This is a genomic window from Stenotrophomonas sp. TEPEL (assembly GCF_004348785.1).
GTDB classification, from domain to species: Bacteria; Pseudomonadota; Gammaproteobacteria; order Xanthomonadales; family Xanthomonadaceae; genus Stenotrophomonas; species Stenotrophomonas indicatrix.
Genome location: NZ_QQXJ01000001.1, coordinates 1,716,576 through 1,735,467, shown reverse-complemented (window position 1 = coordinate 1,735,467; position 18,892 = coordinate 1,716,576). Strand labels below are relative to the sequence as shown.

Sequence of the window (18,892 nt, the reverse complement as noted above, 5' to 3'; positions counted from 1 at the left end):
CACCCCATCGCCCGCACGCCCCGGCATGGGCCGCCGCCGGGCTCGACCTGGCCCAGCTGCAGATCATCCACGCCGCACCGAAGCAGGCGCTGTGGGCGGCCGAGCAGTGCCTGCGCTCTGCCGCCTGCGCCGCCGTGCTGTGCTGGCCGCAGCAGGCCGACGATCGTGCCCTGCGCCGCCTGCAGGTTGCCGCCGACAGCGGCCAGTGCCTGGGTTTCGTGTTCCGCGAGGCCCGCGCCGCCCGCAACCCCTCCCCGGCCAGCCTGCGCCTGCAGCTCGACCATGGCCAGGTACGGGTGCTGAAGTGCCGCGGCGGGCTGCCACCAGCGCAGCCGTTGCCGCTGGCCATCGCCCACTGAGGCCGCGCCATGCACTGGGCCTGCCTGTTGTTGCCGCAGCTGGCGCTGGACAGCGTGCTGCGCCTGCAGCCCGATCCACAGCGGCCACTGGTACTGCTGCAGGGGCCGGCGCAGCGTCGTGTGCTGCGCGCGGTCAGCCCTGCCGCGCGGGCAGCGGGGCTGCGCCCGGGCATGCTGCTGTCGGCCGCGCAGGTGCTGGTGCAGGACCTGCAGCTGCATGACTACGATCCCAGCGCCGAACAGCACACCCGGCAGTTGCTGGCCAGCTGGCTGTATGCCACCAGCTCGCTGGTCAGCCTCGATTTTCCGCATGCGCTGGTGCTGGAGATCGGTGCCAGCCGTGCCCTGTTCGGCGATTGGCTGACGATCGAACAACGCCTGCGCAACGGCCTGCACGACCTGGGCTTCCGCCATCGCCTGGTCGCTGCCCCCAACCCGCATGCCGCGCGCGTGCTGGCCAATGTGCACGATGGCCTTGGCATCGATGCGCAGCAGCTGCCCGCCGCACTGGCACAGCTGCCACTGGCGCGTAGTGGCCTGCCCGTTGATGCGGTGACCGTGCTGGCACGCTCCGGCCTGCGCACGCTGGGGGCGGCCTTCGACCTGCCGCGCGAAAGCCTGGCCCGCCGCTTCGCCCCGGAGGTACTGCAGCAGCTGGATGCCGTGCGCGGTTTGGGCAACGCGCCGCTGCGCTATTACCAGCCGCCGGACCGGTTCGATGCGCGCATCGAATTCGAATACGAGATCGAATCCAGCCAGGCCCTGCTGTTCCCGCTGCGACGCCTGCTGCTGGATCTGGCCGCATTCCTGTGTTCGCGCGATGGTGGCGTGCAGCGTTTCGATCTGCATTTCGAGCACGACCTGCTGCCGGCCAGCGTGCTGACCATCGGCCTGCTGGCCCCCGAACGTGATGCGGCGCTGCTGTTCGAGATCGCACGCAACCGCATGGAAGCCTTCGCCCTGCCCGCCGGCAGCCGTGCGCTGCGCCTGCAGGCCGAGCAGCTGCCGCCGTTCGTGCCGGCCGCACGTGACCTGTTCGATACCCGCCCGGCGCAGGCGATGCCATGGACCCAGCTTCGCGAGCGCCTGCGTGCCCGCCTCGGCGATGACGCCGTGCAGCCACTGGCCGTGCAGGCCGACCACCGCCCCGAACGCGCCAGCGGCACCCAGCCACCGGCCAAACCGCCGGCTTACTGGCCGCTGCGCCCCGGCTGGCTGCTGGAGACGCCACAGCCGCTGCGCGATCCGCGCCTGCGTATCGTCGCCGGGCCGGAACGGATCGAATCGGGCTGGTGGGACCAGGCCGATGCACGCCGCGACTATTACGTGGTGGAAACCGCGCAGGGCCAGCGTGGCTGGGCCTTCCGCACGCGCAATGATCCGCATGCACCGTGGATGCTGCACGGCTGGTTCGGTTGAGCCCCATGCACACCGATCTGCCCGGATACGCCGAACTGCACTGCCTGTCGGCCTTCAGCTTCCAGCGTGGCGCGTCCACCGCCGAGGAACTGTTCGCACGCGCTGCCGGCCAGGGTTACCGCGCGTTGGCCATCACCGACGAATGCTCGTTGGCCGGCATCGTGCGCGCATGGCAGGCCGCGAAGACGCACGGCGTGGCGCTGATCGTCGGTGCCGAATTCCAGGTTGAAGACGGGCCCAAGCTGGCCCTGCTGTGCACCAACCAGGCCGCTTATGCCGGGCTGTGCCAGCTGATCACCACCTGTCGCCGGCGGGCAGCCAAGGGCGGATACCGCTGCCTGCGCGAGGATCTGCAGGGACTGCCCGAGGGCCTGCTGTGCCTGTGGCTGGACCGGCAACCGGCGGCCACCGAACTGGAACTGCTGCGCCGTTGTTTTCCGCAGCGCCTGTGGCTGGCCGTGGAGCTGCACCGCGAACACGACGACACGCGCCGGCTGCAGCAGCTGCAGGCCTTCGGCGAGCGCCACCGGTTGCCGCTGGTCGCCAGTGGCGACGTGCACATGCACGTGCGCCGGCGTCGGGCCTTGCAGGACACGCTGACCGCGATCCGCCACCGCTGCAGCGTGGCCGAGGCTGGCTGGCGCCTGTTTGCCAACGGCGAGCGCCATCTGCGCCCGCGCACTGCACTGGCCCAGCTGTATCCGCCCGATCTGCTGGCAGAAACCCTGCGCATCGCCGAACGCTGCCACTTCTCCCTGGACCAGCTGAAATACACCTACCCGCGCGAACTGGTGCCCGAAGGCCACGACCCGGACAGTTGGCTGCGCGCCCTGGTCGAGAAAAATATTCCCTGGCGCTGGCCAGAGGGCATCAAGGACGCCCAGCGCAAGCAGATCGAACACGAGCTGGACCTGATCGCAAAGAAGAACTACGCCTCGTATTTCCTCACCGTACAGGACATCGTGCGCTTCGCCCGCGAGCAGAACATTCTTTGCCAGGGCCGTGGCTCAGCCGCCAATTCGACTGTGTGTTTCGTGCTGGGCGTGACCGAGATCGACCCGGCGCGCAGCAACCTGCTGTTCGAGCGCTTCATCTCCGCCGAGCGTGATGAACCACCGGACATCGACATCGACTTCGAGCACGAGCGCCGCGAGGAAGTACTGCAGTACGTATTCAACCGCTATGGCCGCGAGCGTGCCGCGTTGACGGCGGTAGCGATCAGCTACCGTGGCCGCAGCGCGATCCGCGATGTCGCCCGTGCGCTGGGCCTGCCGATGGACCAGGTCAACGAGCTGGGCGCGGCGATGGACCATTGGGGCGGCAACATCCCGTTGCCGGAAACCCTGCGTGAGCGCGGCTTCGATCCGGAAACACCGTTGATGCGCCGGTTGCTGGCATTGACCGCCGAGCTGATCGATTTTCCGCGCCATCTGTCGCAGCATCCGGGCGGCTTCGTGATTTCCGAGCATCCGCTGTCGACGCTGGTGCCGGTGGAGAACGCGGCGATGGCCGACCGCACCGTCATCCAGTGGGACAAGGACGACCTGGATGCCACCGGCCTGATGAAGGTCGACTGCCTGGCACTGGGCATGCTCACCGCCATCCGCAAATGCCTGGCGATGCTGCAGCAGCACGGCCTGCACGAAGGACGCATGGATGCGATCCCGCCCAAGGACACAAAGACCTTCGACATGATCTGCGCCGCCGATACCATCGGCGTGTTCCAGATCGAGTCGCGCGCGCAGATGGCGATGCTGCCACGCATGCAGCCGCGCACGTTCTATGACCTGGTGATCGAAGTAGCGATCGTGCGCCCCGGGCCGATCCAGGGCGACATGGTCCATCCCTACCTGGAACGTCGGCGGATCCTGCGCGAACAAGGCCCGGATGCGTTGAATGATCCGGATAATCCGCTCTACCCCCCACAGCTGGAACGCGTGTTCGCACGCACGCTGGGCGTACCGCTGTTCCAGGAACAGGTGATGCAGCTGGCGGTGGATGCAGCTGGCTACACCGCAGGGCAAGCCGACGCCCTGCGCCGTTCGATGGCCGCCTGGAAGCGTCGTGGCGGCCTGGAACCCCACCGCGAAAAGCTGCTGACGGGCATGTTGAAGAACGGCTTCAGCCGCGAATATGGCGAGCACCTGTTCGAGCAGATCAAGGGCTTCGGTGATTACGGTTTCCCGGAGAGCCATGCGGCCAGCTTTGCCCTGCTCACCTACAACAGCTGCTGGCTGAAGTGCCACCACCCGGCTGCATTCACCGCCAGCCTGATCAACAGCCAGCCACTGGGCTTCTACAGCCCCGACCAGCTGCTGCAGGATGCGCGCCGGCATGGCATCACGGTACTGCCGGTGGACGTGCGCCACAGCGACTGGGACTGCACGCTGGATTTCAGCAAGGGCGCGGCGGCAATCCGGCTCGGCCTGCGCCTGGTCGATGGCTGCAGCGAACCGGCCGCGCAGGCCATCATGCGCGAACGCGCACGGCGCCCCTTCGACGATGTCGGCGACCTCTGCCAGCGCACCGCACTGGATCGCCGCCAGCAGGGCCTGCTTGCCGATGCCGGCGCGCTGCGCGGCCTCAGCGGCCATCGCCACCGCGCACGCTGGGATATCTCCGGCGTGGAGAACCGCCTGCCGTTGTTCGACCAGGCCCGCGCCACCGCCGAAGCGCGCGTGGCCCTGCCCCTGCCCAGCGCCTGGGAAGACATGCAGGCCGATTACCGCAGCACCGGCACCACCCTCGGCCGCCATCCGATGTCGTTCCTGCGTGCGCAGCTGCGAACCCGTGGCTGCCTGGATGCCGCGCAGCTGGCCAACCATGGTCATGGCCGGCGCGTACGCATCGCCGGTCTGGTACGCATGCGCCAGCGCCCGCAGACCGCCAGTGGTGTCACCTTCCTTACCCTGGAAGATGAAACCGGCATGGTCAACGCCGTGGTCTGGCGACATCTGGCCGACCGCCAGCACCACATCCTGGTAGACACGCAGCTGATGCAGATCGACGGCCGGCTGGAACGCGTCGATGGCGTGCAGCATGTGATCGTGCAGCGCATGCACCGCCTGGACGAACTGCTGCAGGGACTGCGCAGCCACAGCCGCGACTTCCATTGACACCGTCACACGCTGAACTGGTCACGGCCGACCGGATTCCGCCATGCTGAGTTCCTGGCAGGGCAAGCCGGAGCTGGTGTTCCTCGACGACAGCGGCCGGTCCTGCTACGTGCGCCCCGGCGCCAGCGCCGCGCCCTGAGCGCGCACGGTCAGCGCATCACCGCCGCCAGGTCATCGGCCAACCGACGTTGCTGCGGCGGGCCGAGTGCCGCACAGGTGATGCGCAACCCATGCGCCGGTGCAGACACCGCAAAAACTTCACCCCCACGCACATGCCAGCCACGCGCCGCCAGCGCCAGCACCTGCGGCGTGCTGTCAGCCGGCAGTGGCAGCCACAGATTCAAGCCTTCCATCGGCATCGGTGTCGGTAGCCCGCGCGCCTGCAGCAGGGCCTGCAGACCCAGCAGCCGCTGCTGGTAGCGCTCACCGGCGGCAGCCACCTTCGCCCGTTGCTGCGCCGACTCCAATACCGAACTGGCTGCATCCTGCAGCAGATGGCTGACCCAGCCGGTGCCCGCCGCCAGGCGCAGGCGCAGGCGCACCGCGGTCTGCTCATCGCAGGCCAACCAGGCCACGCGCAGGTCCGGGCCCAATGCCTTGGACAACGAACGCAGCAGCGCCCAACGCCGACCGTCCATCGGCAGCACCGAGTGATAGCTCTGCTGCGAGAGCAGCGCGTAGTGATCGTCGATCAGCACCGCCACCTGCGGATAGCCGGCCAGCAACTGGCGCAGCGCACACGCACGCTTCGCATCCAGGCTGGCACCAGTGGGATTGTGCGCGCGCGGGGTCAGCAGCACCGCGCGTGCACCCGCATCCAACGCCTGCCGCAGTGACTCCACCTGCATGCCGTGCGCATCCACCGCCACCGGCAACGGCACGTGTCCGGCCGCACCGAGGACATTGAGGCTGCCCAGGAAACAGGGATCCTCCACCGCGATGCGGTCCCCCGGCAGCAGCCACGCCGACAGCAGGCGCTCGATGCCATCGACCGCGCCGTGGCTCAGCTCCAGCGCATAGCCCGGCGGGCAATCGGCATCCAGCGAGGCCCGTGCCAGGCGCTGCATGCGTGGATCAACCGTCTCCACGCCATACAGGCGCGGGGTCGTCGCAGCCACCCGCAGGCTGGGCAGGCAGCGCGGATCCGGATTGCCACCGGCCAGATCGTGCAGGGCCAGCCCCGGTGCACTGCCCTCGCGTGCCATCGTCGCCGGCAGGCCGCGCACCACAGTGCCGCGACGTCCCGCCGTACTGGCCAGGCCCGCCGCGTCCAGCCGCTTGTAGGCAGCGGCAACGGTATTGCGGTTGACCCCCAGTCGATCGGCCAGATCCCGCACCGGCGGCAGCACGCTGCCGGCCGCCAGATGGCCGCTTCCGATGCCCTCGCGGATGCTGTCGAAGATCGCTTCGGCGCTGTTCCCGGTGATTTTCATTTTGTCCTATGCCAAACTATCTCTTGTCCTGTGCCAGTGTATCCCACCCTGGCCACTCCGCACCGGAGGTGCCCCATGTCCCTCGCCGCCGCCGACTGGCCCGTCGCCCAGTCCGCCGAACAGATCGCCGCCAATCTCGCCACCGTGCACCAGCGCATCGCCAGCGCCTGTGCCCGCGCCGGTCGTGATCCGGCCAGCGTGCGCCTGCTACCGGTCAGCAAGACCGTCGATGAAGCACGCATCCGCATGGCCGTAGCCGCCGGTTGCCACCAGCTGGGGGAAAACAAGGTGCAGGAGGCGCAGCGCAAGGCCGAGGCCATGGCTGACCTTGGCGTGCACTGGTCGGTCATTGGCCACCTGCAGACCAACAAGGCCCGGTACGTCGCACGCTTCGCCAGCGAGTTCCAGGCGCTGGACAGCCTGCGCGTGGCCGAGGCGCTGCAGCAGCGGCTGCTGCTGGAGGACCGTACGCTGGATGTGTTCGTACAGGTCAACACCTCGGCCGAGCCCAGCAAATACGGCCTGGAACCGGCAGCGGTGGCCGACTTCGTGCAGCAGCTGCCCGCCTTCGACCGCCTGCGCGTGCGTGGCCTGATGACCCTGGCCATCTTCACCCCCGAGGTGGACCGCGTACGCGCCTGCTTCGTGCGCCTGCGCGAGCTGCGCGACCAGCTGCAGCAGACGGCGCCGGCAGGCCTGGACCTGTCGCAGCTGTCGATGGGCATGTCCGGTGATTTTGAAGTCGCCATCGAGGAAGGTGCCACCGTCGTCCGCGTTGGCCAGGCAATCTTCGGTGCACGCTCCACGCCCGACAGCTTCTACTGGCCCACCCCCGGAGCACCGGCATGAAGCGCGCCGTTGCCCTGCAGCACGTGGCCTTTGAAGATCTTGGCACCCTGCATCCGCTGCTGCTCGCGCAGGGATGGCAGGTACATACACTGCAAGCCGGCGTGGATGCACTCGATCCTGCCGAAGATGCCGATCTGCTGGTGGTACTGGGTGGCCCGATCAGCGTCAACGATGGAGCGGCCTACCCGTCTCTCGCCGACAGCATCGCGTTGCTGCAGCGTCGCCTGCAGCAACAGCGGCCGACGCTGGGCATCTGCCTGGGCGCCCAGTTGATTGCGCGCGCACTGCATGCTGTCGTTGCCCCCACCGGCGGCAAGGAAATTGGTTTCGCACCGCTGCTGCTCACCGATGAAGGCCAGCGCTCGCCTTTGCAGGCATTGCAGGGCATCCCGGTGCTGCACTGGCATGGTGAAGCCTTCGAACTGCCGCAGGGCGCACGCCGCCTCGCCAGTACGCCGGCCTGTCGCCACCAGGCCTTTGCCATCGGCCACCATGCACTCGCCCTGCAATGCCATCCCGAACTGGATGCGCGCCAGTTCGAGCGCTGGCTGATCGGCCACGCGCTGGAACTGGCCGCGGCCGGCATTGATCCCATCGACCTGCGCGCGCAGGCCCGCCGCTACGGCGGGCCTCTCGCCGCCGCGGCGACCGCGATGTTCCAACAGTGGCTGCACGACCTGCCGGAGACCTGCCCATGCACTACCGCCTGACCATCCAGCACAACGGCATCCATTGGGGCCATTTCGACTGTGATGGACCCAACGCGCTGCAACGCATCGACGCCATCGCCGCACGCCTGCCCGCCGCCGAAGGCTTCACCCTGCAACGGCAGAAGGGCATCGGTGAGGAGCGCATCCTCTCCAGCACCGCCGATGGCCTGCGCGTGCTGGCTGCGCAGATCCAGTACCGCGATTTCTGACCCTGCTGGGGATGCAGCTTACATCGCCGCAGTGCGCTGGCGGAGGCGCGACAGTAACGGGGAGTGCCAGGGGAGCACTACCCGCGCTAAGCGCTGTAGGCCTCGGCCTCGATCTCGAACAGCATTCCGTCCAACGCCAGCCGCGGCACCGGAATCAGCGTGCAGGTCGGTGCTGGGCGATTGGCCCAACGCCTGCGCACCTGTCGGGCGATGATGCCCAGGCGATCCTCATCGTGGTCGACCACCAGGATCCGCAGGCGTGCAACATCGGTCAGGTCCGCATCTGCCGACCGCAGCGCGGTCTGCAGATTGTGCAGTGCCTGCGATACCTGTTGTTCGAAGCTGGGCGACAGGTTTCCCTGCTCGTCTTCGCCCCCCTGCCCGGCAACATGGATCACACGCGCTGGCAGTCGCACCACTGCCACGTGCGAATATCCGTTGGGACTGGGATCGTACAGGCCGGGCGGATCGAACAGATCCAGCAGGCCATGGCTGAAGTCCGGGGTGGTCAGCAGGTTCATAATGCATGCCTCGTGGGGAATGCGATGCAGTCTGCAACCTCAACTGCTGTTGAGGTCAAACCAATTGCATGCAACAGAGCGGTCCAACGCACGCAACGATCGGCAGGATCAGGTCCACGCCGGATCCGCGGTGAAATCGATCGTCAGCCAGAACGTGCTGCTTCGCGCGTCCAACCGCACTGCAATCTCATCGCGCATCGCATCCACCTCACCCACCGTGCCCAGCGGCGTAGACGGCGACGTCAGGATGTGGATCTCGATGAAGCGCATCCGCCCCATCTTCGCCACATGGCTGGTGAAGCCGGCATAGCCATGCTCGGCCACGAATGCCTGCATCACCTGCTGCACGCGCTCGTCCAGGTCATCGGGCGCCACCTGCAGCACTTCACGCATGGCCTTCCACGCACTGCGCGCCGGCACCGGCAACACCGCCAGGCTGATCAACGCCAGTACGATCGAATCCAGATAGGGCACCCAGTGGTGCCACTGGCCACCATGCAGCACCAGCGCCAATACGAAGGCCAGCACCACCGCCAGGCTCATCAAGCCCCCCAGCAACCAGCCACGCACATCCAGCCACAGCAATGCCGACTGCAGCCTGCGGGCACGCTGGGCCACGAACGCGGCCATGCCCAGGTTGCTGGCACTCAGCAGCGCCGCCCACCACAGCGCCGGCCCGAACTTCACTTCGTGCCCGCCGGTGGTCAAGCCGATCACCGCGTTGGCCAGTGCATACACGCAGGCCAGCGACAGGATCACCCCGCCCAGCGCCTCGACCATCGGCTCCAGGTGCCAATAGCCGTACTGGAAGCGCGGGCTGTGCTCCCGCGCCACCAGCCGCAGCACCGACAACGACACCAGGGTCAGGGCTACGTCGACCAGGCTGTAGATGCCGTCGAACAGGATGGCCTGCGATCCCACCAGCAGGCCACCGATGAAGCCGACCGCGCTGACCGCCACGGTGACCCCGATCGAGAACTTCAGGATGCGTTGCTCGCGCGCGGTATCCATCGTCCGCCGAAGGGCCGACCGTACCGGCTCAGGCCTTCAGCACCTCCACCTTGTAGGACGGCACGTCGCCATCGCGCTCGATGATAAGGCCATGGACATCCGACTCGAAGCCCGGGAAGCGCGCGTTCTGCTCGCGGGCGATGCGCAGCGACTGGATGATCGGTTCGTCGCGGTCGCCGAAGCGCTCGCCCGGCATGATCGTCGGGATGCCCGGCGGATAAGGCACCAGCATCGTCGCAGCGATGCGGCCGCTGATCTGCTCGATGTCGACCCGCTCGATCTCGCCCTTCACCAGATGGTTGTAGGCATCGGCCGGGGTCATCACCGGCGTCGGCAGGTCCACGTACATCTCACGCATCACCTTGGCCACGGCGAACTCCTGATTGAACGCATGCAATGCGTCGCACAGGTCACGCAGGCCCCAGCCGGCATAGGCATGGGGATAGTCGGCGGCCAGCGACGGCAGCGCCTGGGTCAGCGGCGCGTTGCGGTCGTACAGTTCCTTGAACGCCATCAGCTCGGTAACCAGCGTGCTCCACTTGCCCTTGGTGATGCCCATCGAGAACAGGAACAGCACCGAGTACAGGTTGGTCTTCTCCACGGTGATGCCGCGGCCCCACAGGAACTTGCTCAGCACCGCAGCCGGGATGCCCAGCTTGCCCATGCTGCCGTCCATCGACAGCCCCGGCGTCAACAGGGTCACCTTGATCGGATCGATCAGCACATAGTCATCGACCAGATTCTCGAACCCGTGCCAATGGGCGTCGGGCTGCAGGTACCACTCCTCGCGCTTGGCGACCAGGGGCGCAGGTGTATCGCCCTTGTCCAGACTGCGCTCGACCTTTGTCGGTTGCCACACGCTGAACCACCAGTCATCGCGGCCCAGATCGTCGCGTACATGCAGCATCGCCCGGCGGAAGGCGATGGCCTCGTCATGCATTTCCTGCACCAGCGAACGCCCCGCATCCCCTTCCATCATCTTCGAGGCAACATCACACGCCGCGATCACACCGTAATGCGGGCTGGTCGAGGTATGCATCATGAACGATTCGTTGAAGCGTTCGGCGTCCAGGTCGCGGCTGGCCGAATTGCGCACGTGGATCATCGAGGCCTGCGAGAACGCGGCCAACAGCTTGTGCGTGGAATGGGTGGTGAAGATGATCGCATCCTGCTCGCGCGGCTTGCCCTTGGCCATGCCGTAGTGGTTCTCGTAGAACGGATGGAACGCGGCATAGGCGTACCAGGCCTCATCGAAATGGAGGAAGTCGACCGCGCTGCCGATCTCCTCGGCGATTTTCTCGGCGTTGTAGCACAGGCCGTCGTAGGTCGAGTTGGTCACCACCGCGATACGCGGCTTGGAACCGGCCTGGTAGGCCTGGCTGGCCAGCGGGTTGGCCGCGATGCTCTGCTGCAGGGCTTCCGGGGTGAACTGGTCCAGACTGATCGGGCCGATGATGCCGTGCGCATTGCGGCTGGGCGTGAAGTACACCGGCACCGCGCCGGTCATGATCAGCGAATGCAGCAGCGACTTGTGGCAGTTGCGGTCGACGAACACCACGTCGCCGCGGGCCACAGTGCCGTGCCACACGATCTTGTTGGCCGTCGACGTACCGTTGGTGACGAAGAAGGTATGGTCGGCGCCGAAGTTGCGCGCGGCCTCTTCCTCGGCCTCCTTGATCGGGCCGGTGTGATCCAGCAGCGAGCCCAGCTCCGGCACCGAAATCGACAGATCGCTGCGCAGCGTGTTCTCACCATAGAACTGGTGGAAGGCGCGCCCGACCGGTGACTTGGTGAACGCCACGCCACCGGCATGGCCCGGCGTATGCCAGGAATAGTTCGACTCGGCAGCGTGGTGGATCAGCGCCTTGAAGAACGGCGGCAGCAGGTTCTGCATGTAGTCTTCGGCCGCGCGCATCACCTGCCGCGAAATGAAGCTCTTGGTGTCTTCGAACAGGAAGATGAAGCCGTGGATGTACTTGAGCAGCTTGCTCGGCACCTTTTCGATGGTGCGGCGCTCGCCGTACAGGAACACCGGCAGGTTGGCGCGACGGGCGCTCTGCTCGCGCAGGAAGGCGGTCAGGCGCTGGAACTCACCATCGACCTCCTCGCTGCCGTCGATCGAGATCAGCACCGCCGAAGCGGCCACATAGGTACGGGCGCCGGCACGGGCATCGTCCAGGTTCAGGCCGCACAGCACGCGCTGATCATTGCTGCGCAGCTCTTCCACCAGCGCACGGATGAGGATGCCGCCGATGCGCGGCGAGTCGTAGTCACCGTCGATGACGATGACCGGATAATCCAGGGACTTGAAATACACGTTGATTCTCCTTGTCTGACTCAGGAACGCTGGGCGCCGGACGAAATTGCCGCCGCCTCGCGGGAACGCTGCCGCTGTTGGCGACGCTCCTCGCTGAAGAAGGGATAGAACACGGTGATGAACAGCACGAACAGGAAGGCGTACTGCACGATCGTTCCCGACGAGCCGTAGATCGCCCACAGGCAGTACACGACCGTCAGGCTGGTCAGGGTCCAGAACGCACCGGTGTGCACCAGCGTGTGCGACCGCTCCACCACGAAGTAGCAGGCCACGCACGAATAGATGTACGGCAGCAGCGTAAGCACGACCGCCGCCGACGTGATCACGTCGAACTGGGCCGAGGCGGTCTTCGAGGTGGAGGTCACCAGCACCGCCAGGGTCATCAGCACGGCCACGATCAGCACGCCCTTGACCGGCACGTCATCCTTGTTGGTCTTGCTGAAGATGCTCGGGAACAGGCCATCGTCGGAGGCCGCCTTGGCGCTCTGCGCGGTCAGCAGGATCCAGCCGCCCAGCGAACCTGCGGCGCCGATGAAGGCGCACAAGCTGACCAGCGCACCGCCCCAGCCACCGACGGCCTTGGCCGCTGCCAGTGCGAACGGCGCGTCAGACACCTGCAGCTCGCCGTTGGGCACCATGCCCATGATCACCGACGAGCTGGCGATGTAGGCGATGGCGGCCAGGAACACACCGGCCAAGGTGGCGCGGGCCACGTTCTTCTCCGGATTTTCGACCACGCCGGCCGTGACCGAGGCCGACTCGACGCCGATGAAGGCCCACAGGGTCAGTGCCGCAGCGCTGGAGATGGCACCGAAGTTCGACTCGCCGGAGACGTTGTAGGCGCCCTTGAAGATGTCGGCATCGAAGAAGAACCAGCCGAAGATGGCGATGCCCAGGATCGGCACCAGCGCGAAGCTGGTGGTGACCGTCTGCACGCGGCTGACGAACGCCGGGCCGATCACGTTGGCAAAGCTCAGCGCCCACACCAGGATCAGCACCGCGATGCAGCGCACCAGCGGCTCGGACAGGATCGGGAAGAAGTAGCTGAAGTAGCCCACCGCTGCGATCGGGATGGCCACGTTGCCGATCCAGTTGGCGAACCAGTAGATGGTGTTGGTCTGGAAGCCCATGTAGGGACCGAACCAATCGCGTGCATACGCATACGGGCCACCTGCTTTGGGCGCCAGCTTGCCGAGCTTGGCGAACACGAAGGCCAGCAGCAGCGCACCGGCCGTGGTGATCAGCCACCCCCATATCGAGGCGGTACCGATCTTGGCCAGGCTGGAGGGCAGCAGGAACACCCCTGAGCCCATCATGTTGCCGGCGACGAGGAAGGTGGCTCCGACCACCCCGATTTTCTTTGCTTCTGCCATGACAATCTCCTGTACCTGGCATGGGCCCGGGAACCCGGGCGTGGGGAATGGTGATGCTGGCGTACTGCCGCTGGCGCTTACTTGATGAAGTTGTATTGCAGGCTGCCCTGCACCCGGACCGTGTCGCCGCGCGCTCCGCTCTGCTGCTGCAGGCGGCCGTACAGCAGTTCCATGCCCATCGTCCACGACGGTGCCGGGCTCCAGATCAGGTTGAACACGCCGTAGCGGCTTTGCCGGAATGCATCACTCGGCAGCGCCGCATTGCGCTCGAGTGTCAGCTGGCCGTAGATCAGGTTCGAGCGCCACAGATCAGACCAGTAATGCGTGTAGCCGACGAAGCCACCGTGCAGGTCCAGCGCATCGATGCGCCCATCGGCACCTACCACGGCGTCAAGGCCGGAACCGGTGAGATCGGCGGTATAGCGGCTCAGGCCGCGGCCACCCAGCGCGCCGAACAGCAACAGATCGCGTTCCCCCACCGAGGCCGAGCCACTGAGCTGCGCGCCACCGGCAAAAACGCGGTCACGGCGGGCATCGCCGTCGTAGGCCAGATTGCGCGCCACGACGCCCAGTTGCAGGTGGCCCCAGTCACGCTCCATGCGCGCGATAGCACTCACATCCGGCAGTCGATTGACCGCCGCCATCGCATCGCTGGCGCCGGCCAGCTCGGTGTCCGGGTCTTCGGCGGCCAGCGTCAGGGTGTTGCCCTTGCCCAGTGCAAAGCTGTGATGGATGCCGGCCACCAGCAGGTAACCGGCGCCGCCGGGTCCGGCAAAATCCAGCGTGTCGGGCAGGCTGTCCGGGTCCATGAAGCTGGAATAGCCGTAGCCCGCATAGGTGTTGCCAAGCTGGCCATAGGCATGGCGCAGGCGGAACTGATAGCCATCGCTGCTGCCGAAGAAGTCATTCTCCAGATAGAAGCGCAGGTTGCCATGGGTGGTCGGCCGCCGCGCCTCGAAGCTGAAACGCGTCTGCTTGGCGTGGATGTTGAAGTTCGAGACGTCGCGATGGTTGCCCCCCACCGGCATCGACGAGGGAATGAACTGATCGTCGTCCCCGGCGCCGCGCGAATCCGCAATCGCATCGAGCTTGGCATAGCCACCGATGCGGATCACGGTATCGGTGCCGGGAATGGCGAAGAACCCTTTCAGGTCCGGATCGGTCGGGCCGGCGGCGCTGTCCGGGCGCGAGGCCGCCGTCGACGGATCGGCCACCGATTCACGCTGCGGCAGCACGGTTGGCGCCACGCCGGGGACCTGGATCGGGTGCAGCACGTCGTTGTTCGGCGCCATCGCAGTTGCCTCCGGCCCGGCAGGCGTCGCCGGCAACGCTGCAGCGGGCGACGGGGCCGCGTTCTCCCCACGTTGTTCCAACTGGTCCAGACGCTGCTGCATGACCTGCAGCGTCTGCCGCATCGCGTCGATCTCCCGACGCAATGCCTGCGCATCGTCCTGTGCGTGCAACGGCATGGCTGCCATCGCCGCCAGACACCCCATACTCAGTACCGTAAAGCGCATTGCATCCTCCCCGGACTGGAACTTCCGCCGCGCGGCCGAGCAGCACGCGTGCGCCGCCCCGACCTCAACGAGCCGTTGCTGGAAATGCGGGTACTGCGTCGACGACCGTCTCCAGCCTGCGCAATGAAGGCAACAGGGCGATGACATTGCCCCACCTGCCTGGACAGCGCCGGAGTCGCTTCCACTGCGGCAGCGCTGCCGAAGGGGTGGCGACCGCAGCGGACTGGGTAACAAGCGCTGGGTGAGAACGTCGTGAATGGCAATGCGCGCATGCCCACTCGAGGGCATGACGTGTGCGGCATCCATAGCGCAGTGACGCTGTATTCCATGCGCCAAGGCTAGTTCGACTGTCGTTTTTGGCCTTGATTGGGATCAAGGCGAAATGCTTGATGTCAGTCACGATTCAGACGTGACATCTGTTCGTGACGTGCGCAGCCCACATCGCCTGGACTGTCGCAGAAAGCAACAGGCCCACATGTCGCCATGTGGGCCTGTCACTCGGTTCAGCAGCCGGGCGCCTCAGCGTGGGCCGAGTACCGCCTGCAGATCGTTGCCCTGCGGTAGGCCGGCACGTCGCTGCACCTGGCCCTGCGCATCCTGGAACAGGATGCCGGGCGTGCCCTGGAAGCCCATCTCCACCATCAGCACCTGGTTGGCATCCAGTTTCGCTGCGATCTCCCGGCTGATGCTGGGGAGCGGCTTGATGCCACCACGATCGAACTGATGCTCGTTCTCCAGCAGTGCCGCACTGGGATCGCGTGCGGCCATGATCGCCGCCGCCTTGGCCGGACTGTCTTCACGGATCACGCCGACCATGATGTGGCGCAACTGCACCTTTCCTGCGTCGACCCAGGGCCGTGCCGCCTCCCAGAACTTGTGGCAGTAGGGGCAATTGGCATCGCTGAAGGTGTACACCACGCGCGGCGCGTCGGCCTTGCCATCGCGCACCCAGGCACTGGCCTCCAGCTTGCTCCACATCTTGGCCGACATCGGCGCGGCAACCAGCTTCTCCAGCGTCTCGGCTGCAACTTCGTTGCCCTCGGCGTCGAACAGGCTACCCACCAGCACATGCTTGCCATCGGCGGTCACGTAAGCTGCTGCCGGCTGCTGGCCGCCAACCATGCCGGCAAAGCCGCGCAGGCCGCCCGGCGCGTCGAATTCGGAGACCACCTCAAAGCCATGCTTCTCGATGCCCTTCAGGACAGCTGGCAACTCACCCTTCCCGGCGGCTGCCGTTGCCGAAGCCGTTGCCGGTGCAGTGGCACCCTTGCCCGGCGGGGTCTGTGCCTGACTGCAGGCAGCCAGCGCCAGCATGGCCGGCAGCATCAGCGTATGCGCGATGCGCGGGGAAATCGACAACATGGAAACTCCGTAGTGGGATGCCAGCGCAGGCTACCGCAGCCGGCGCAGTTTGTGTTCAAGACCGGCCTGGGTCAGTTCGCCCAGATGCAGTTCCTGCAACCGCCCCTGCGCGTCGAAGAAAAGCGTGGAGGGGAAAGCCCGGACGTCCAGCGAGGTAGAGGCAGCCGATGACTCATCCAGCAGGACGTTGCCCAGCGAGATGTGTTCAGCGGCTAGAAAGGTCTGGACCTCGGCAAGGGTCTCGCCCTGGTTGAGGAAGACGAACTGGATATCGGCATGTTTCTGCTGGGCCGTCGCCAGTACCGGCATCTCCCGGCGACACGGGCCGCACCAGCTGGCCCACAGGTTCAGCACGAGCGGCCTGCCGTGAAACTGCTGCAGGTCAATCGCCCTGCCCTGCAGGTCGACCACCTGCAGTGTCGGCAGGGGCATCTGCTTTGCCTGCCAGTACGCGAGCCCCTGGCTTGCTCCGCCCCACAGCAGCAGCCCGGCCAGCGCACCTGCCAGCACCGGCGCCCTCAACGCGCGATGCCTGCGCAGTCGCCACAGCGCCCAGGCAAATCCAGCGCCAATCACAACGGGCAGGTGATACCCACCATCGGCAATCTGCAGCACGCTCCAGGGAGCTTCACGATAAAGGCTGAAATGCGCGGCAACAAAGGACAGCCGGCCACACAGCAGGCCAACCAGCAGCATGTCCAGCACCATCCCGGCTGCAGGTGGCCGAGCCTGGCCAGGCTCAGCACGCGACCAGACCCGCGCAATGGCCATCGCCAGCAACAGGAAGACCAGGATCAACACCACCGGCATCGGCACCGGCCCAACACTCGACATCAGCTCACCCGCTCCCGCGTGCACAGACCCGCATGGTCAAAGCGTCGTGCCCGACATGCAAGCACGACGCCCACAACAGCGTTCATCAAGCGGCGTTGCGCCCAAGCTGCGTGTCCGGTGGGGCGCGCAGCCCCCGCAGACTGCCGGCCACGGCAGGCGTCAGCGGACGATCACGGCGTTTATTGCTGACGTGGCGACGATAGTTGGCGGGCGTCATGCCGACGATGCGCAGGAAAAGCCGGCGGAATGCGCTCTGATCAGCGTAGCCCACACCCCAGGCGACTTCGTCGATGCTGGCGCCCTGCTGCAGCAGCGTCTGCGCCTTGGCCACGCGCAGTCGCTGGCAGTACTCGATGGGCCGCAGCCCGGTCGCCTTCAGGAAACGGCGTTGCAAGGTCCGCGGTTCCAGGCCGGAGATCTCACAGATCGCCCCCAGCGTCGCCCCACGTGCAGCCGTGGTATGCAGCCAACGCTGCGCCTTCAGCACGTCACGGTCACCATGGGCGAAGTTGGCACTGAATCGCTCGAGATCCTGCTGGATCGCCACTGGCACCACTATCCCCAACTGCTGTGCCACCGCGCTGGCCACGCCCTGGCCGTGCAGCCGGTACAGCAGGCGCAGACCGAGGAAGCGCCAGGCCTGGGCCCCGCCCACGGTGAGCAGATCGCCATCATCAACGAGTGCACGCTCACTGGGTGCCCAGCCGCCGACCTGCACCTGCAGCGCCGGATGCCGATTGAGGTCAGGGCCTGACACCGTGCGCCCCGTCAACAGACCCGCCCGCGCCAGCACACTGACCCCGTCACCTGCGGCGGCCAGCAGGCTGCCGCCGTCGTAGTGGGCCCGCAGCCAGTCAAGCAGGACATCCTCGGCGCGCAGCGACGCACTGGAACTGACCTGGCCCGGCAAGGCGATCACTGCGGGAATTGCCGCGTCCAGCATTTCGGCACCGGCAATGCGGTGCACGCCGGTATTGCTCGCAGGCACAATCCAGCGGGTGACCAGCACCCGCTTGCAGGGCCGTCGCTGCTGCTGCGCCAGACGATTGGCGACGTGCGCCATTTCGGCAAGCACCGATGCAGCCGACGGGTCGCCTCCGGGGTATTCAACCACCGCAACCTCGACGAATCCTTCGTTGCTGATTCCCTCCACTCCCCACCTCCTCTTCCGGTTCAGGCCGTCGAGCGGCCGGTTCAGGTTGAGGGTAGGAACTGCTTTGCCCCGGGGGCTATGAAGAAAGTTGCAAAGTGCGCTGAATGGGCGACGCAGGCAGAGCCTTGACTCTTGACCAGAGTCCAGGCAGGACTATGCACGGCAGGTCCAGAGGAGTCCGCCGTGAACATTGGTCGGTTGGCACGCCAGACCGGCGTCCCCATCGACACCGTCCGCTACTACGGCAGCTTCTGCCCACGGCGGCACACTCACCGGGTGGCTACCGCATCTTCGGTGAGCAGGATCTGCGACGCCTGTGCTTCGTCCGCCGGGCAAAGGCGCTGGGCTTCAGCCTTGACGGGATCGGTGAACTGCTTTCCCTCAGCGATCATCCTCCGCAGGACATGGGCAGCGTGCGTGACACCGCGCGGATACGACTGCAGGACATCGAACTGCGGATGGCCGAACTGCAGCGCATGCATGGCGGCCTCTCGCAACTGGTCGATGCCTGCCCCGGACATGGCGCGCTCGACCAGTGCCCGATCCTGGCCGCTGGCTGGGGAAGGTCGCTGAGCGCCTGGCGTCTGCGTCGACACATGTGCTGCCCGGCACGCGAAAACCGCATCCACGCCATCGCGCGCCATGAGTAGAAAAGTGCAACAAAGCGCTTGCCAACCCCGGGGGGCACAGCTATTATTTCGCTCCTCAG

Annotated in this window: 14 protein-coding genes and 2 pseudogenes; 7 read left to right on the top strand and 9 right to left on the bottom strand. The window is 66.4% G+C overall.

Annotated elements, in window-relative coordinates; genetic code table 11:
* From TEP_RS07815 to TEP_RS07805, 3 genes and pseudogenes are all read left to right on the top strand, one after another.
* A pseudogene (locus tag TEP_RS07815) lies at positions 1-359 on the top strand (DNA lesion error-prone repair protein ImuA); the annotation flags it as partial.
* A gap of 9 nt (positions 360-368) precedes the next feature.
* Positions 369-1,778, top strand: coding sequence for a DNA polymerase Y family protein (locus TEP_RS07810; RefSeq protein WP_132824852.1), 1,410 nt, complete (start codon positions 369-371; stop codon positions 1,776-1,778).
* A 5-nt stretch (positions 1,779-1,783) separates the two neighbouring features.
* Entirely contained in the window at positions 1,784-4,894 is a 3,111-nt protein-coding gene (locus TEP_RS07805) for an error-prone DNA polymerase (RefSeq protein ID WP_132824851.1), read from the top strand.
* A gap of 149 nt (positions 4,895-5,043) precedes the next feature.
* Here TEP_RS07805 and ptsJ read toward each other — a convergent pair whose 3' ends face one another.
* The gene (ptsJ, locus tag TEP_RS07800) at positions 5,044-6,327 is read right to left on the bottom strand and encodes a transcriptional regulator PtsJ (RefSeq protein WP_132824850.1); all 1,284 of its coding nucleotides are present in this window, start codon (positions 6,325-6,327) and stop codon (positions 5,044-5,046) included.
* 75 nt (positions 6,328-6,402) lie between these two features.
* Between ptsJ and TEP_RS07795 the strand changes: the two genes are divergently transcribed.
* Genes TEP_RS07795 through TEP_RS07785 form a run of 3 tightly spaced genes read left to right on the top strand, consistent with a single transcriptional unit; the run spans position 6,403 to position 8,095 of the window.
* Positions 6,403-7,176 (top strand): YggS family pyridoxal phosphate-dependent enzyme, encoded by a 774-nt coding sequence (locus TEP_RS07795; RefSeq protein ID WP_132824849.1) that lies wholly within the window; start codon positions 6,403-6,405, stop codon positions 7,174-7,176.
* Complete coding sequence (locus tag TEP_RS07790) at positions 7,173-7,886, top strand: glutamine amidotransferase (protein WP_132824848.1); 714 nt, start codon at positions 7,173-7,175, stop codon at positions 7,884-7,886. The genes TEP_RS07795 and TEP_RS07790 overlap by 4 nt, the downstream gene beginning before the upstream one ends.
* Complete coding sequence (locus tag TEP_RS07785) at positions 7,871-8,095, top strand: hypothetical protein (RefSeq protein WP_093819170.1); 225 nt, start codon at positions 7,871-7,873, stop codon at positions 8,093-8,095. The genes TEP_RS07790 and TEP_RS07785 overlap by 16 nt, the downstream gene beginning before the upstream one ends.
* 86 nt (positions 8,096-8,181) lie before the next feature.
* Here TEP_RS07785 and TEP_RS07780 read toward each other — a convergent pair whose 3' ends face one another.
* The 8 genes from TEP_RS07780 to TEP_RS07745 all read right to left on the bottom strand — a co-directional run bounded on the left by TEP_RS07780 (position 8,182) and on the right by TEP_RS07745 (position 18,183).
* Positions 8,182-8,616 (bottom strand): Rid family hydrolase, encoded by a 435-nt coding sequence (locus TEP_RS07780; RefSeq protein ID WP_132824847.1) that lies wholly within the window; start codon positions 8,614-8,616, stop codon positions 8,182-8,184.
* Between the two features lie 108 nt (positions 8,617-8,724).
* Positions 8,725-9,627 carry a cation diffusion facilitator family transporter gene (locus TEP_RS07775; RefSeq protein ID WP_025879233.1) on the bottom strand — a complete coding sequence of 301 codons (903 nt, stop codon included), beginning with the start codon at positions 9,625-9,627 and terminating at the stop codon, positions 8,725-8,727.
* A gap of 28 nt (positions 9,628-9,655) precedes the next feature.
* Positions 9,656-11,944: an Orn/Lys/Arg decarboxylase N-terminal domain-containing protein gene (locus TEP_RS07770; protein WP_132824846.1), complete on the bottom strand. Its 2,289-nt coding sequence runs from the start codon at positions 11,942-11,944 to the stop codon at positions 9,656-9,658.
* 20 nt (positions 11,945-11,964) lie between these two features.
* The gene (gene adiC, locus TEP_RS07765; protein WP_132824845.1) at positions 11,965-13,317 is read right to left on the bottom strand and encodes an arginine/agmatine antiporter; all 1,353 of its coding nucleotides are present in this window, start codon (positions 13,315-13,317) and stop codon (positions 11,965-11,967) included.
* 77 nt (positions 13,318-13,394) lie between these two features.
* Positions 13,395-14,834 (bottom strand): DcaP family trimeric outer membrane transporter, encoded by a 1,440-nt coding sequence (locus TEP_RS07760; RefSeq protein WP_132824844.1) that lies wholly within the window; start codon positions 14,832-14,834, stop codon positions 13,395-13,397.
* A gap of 519 nt (positions 14,835-15,353) precedes the next feature.
* The gene (dsbG, locus tag TEP_RS07755; RefSeq protein WP_132824843.1) at positions 15,354-16,196 is read right to left on the bottom strand and encodes a thiol:disulfide interchange protein DsbG; all 843 of its coding nucleotides are present in this window, start codon (positions 16,194-16,196) and stop codon (positions 15,354-15,356) included.
* 30 nt (positions 16,197-16,226) lie between these two features.
* Positions 16,227-17,030, bottom strand: a complete 804-nt coding sequence (locus tag TEP_RS07750) for a TlpA disulfide reductase family protein (protein ID WP_132826480.1) — start codon at positions 17,028-17,030, stop codon at positions 16,227-16,229.
* A gap of 85 nt (positions 17,031-17,115) precedes the next feature.
* A complete protein-coding gene (locus TEP_RS07745) occupies positions 17,116-18,183 on the bottom strand; it encodes a helix-turn-helix domain-containing protein (protein WP_132824842.1) in 1,068 nt (355 codons plus the stop codon).
* A 183-nt stretch (positions 18,184-18,366) separates the two neighbouring features.
* On the opposite strand from TEP_RS07745, the pseudogene TEP_RS07740 reads away from it, so the two are divergent.
* Positions 18,367-18,737: pseudogene (locus tag TEP_RS07740) on the top strand (heavy metal-responsive transcriptional regulator); the annotation flags it as partial.
* Between the last annotated feature and the right edge of the window lie 155 nt (positions 18,738-18,892).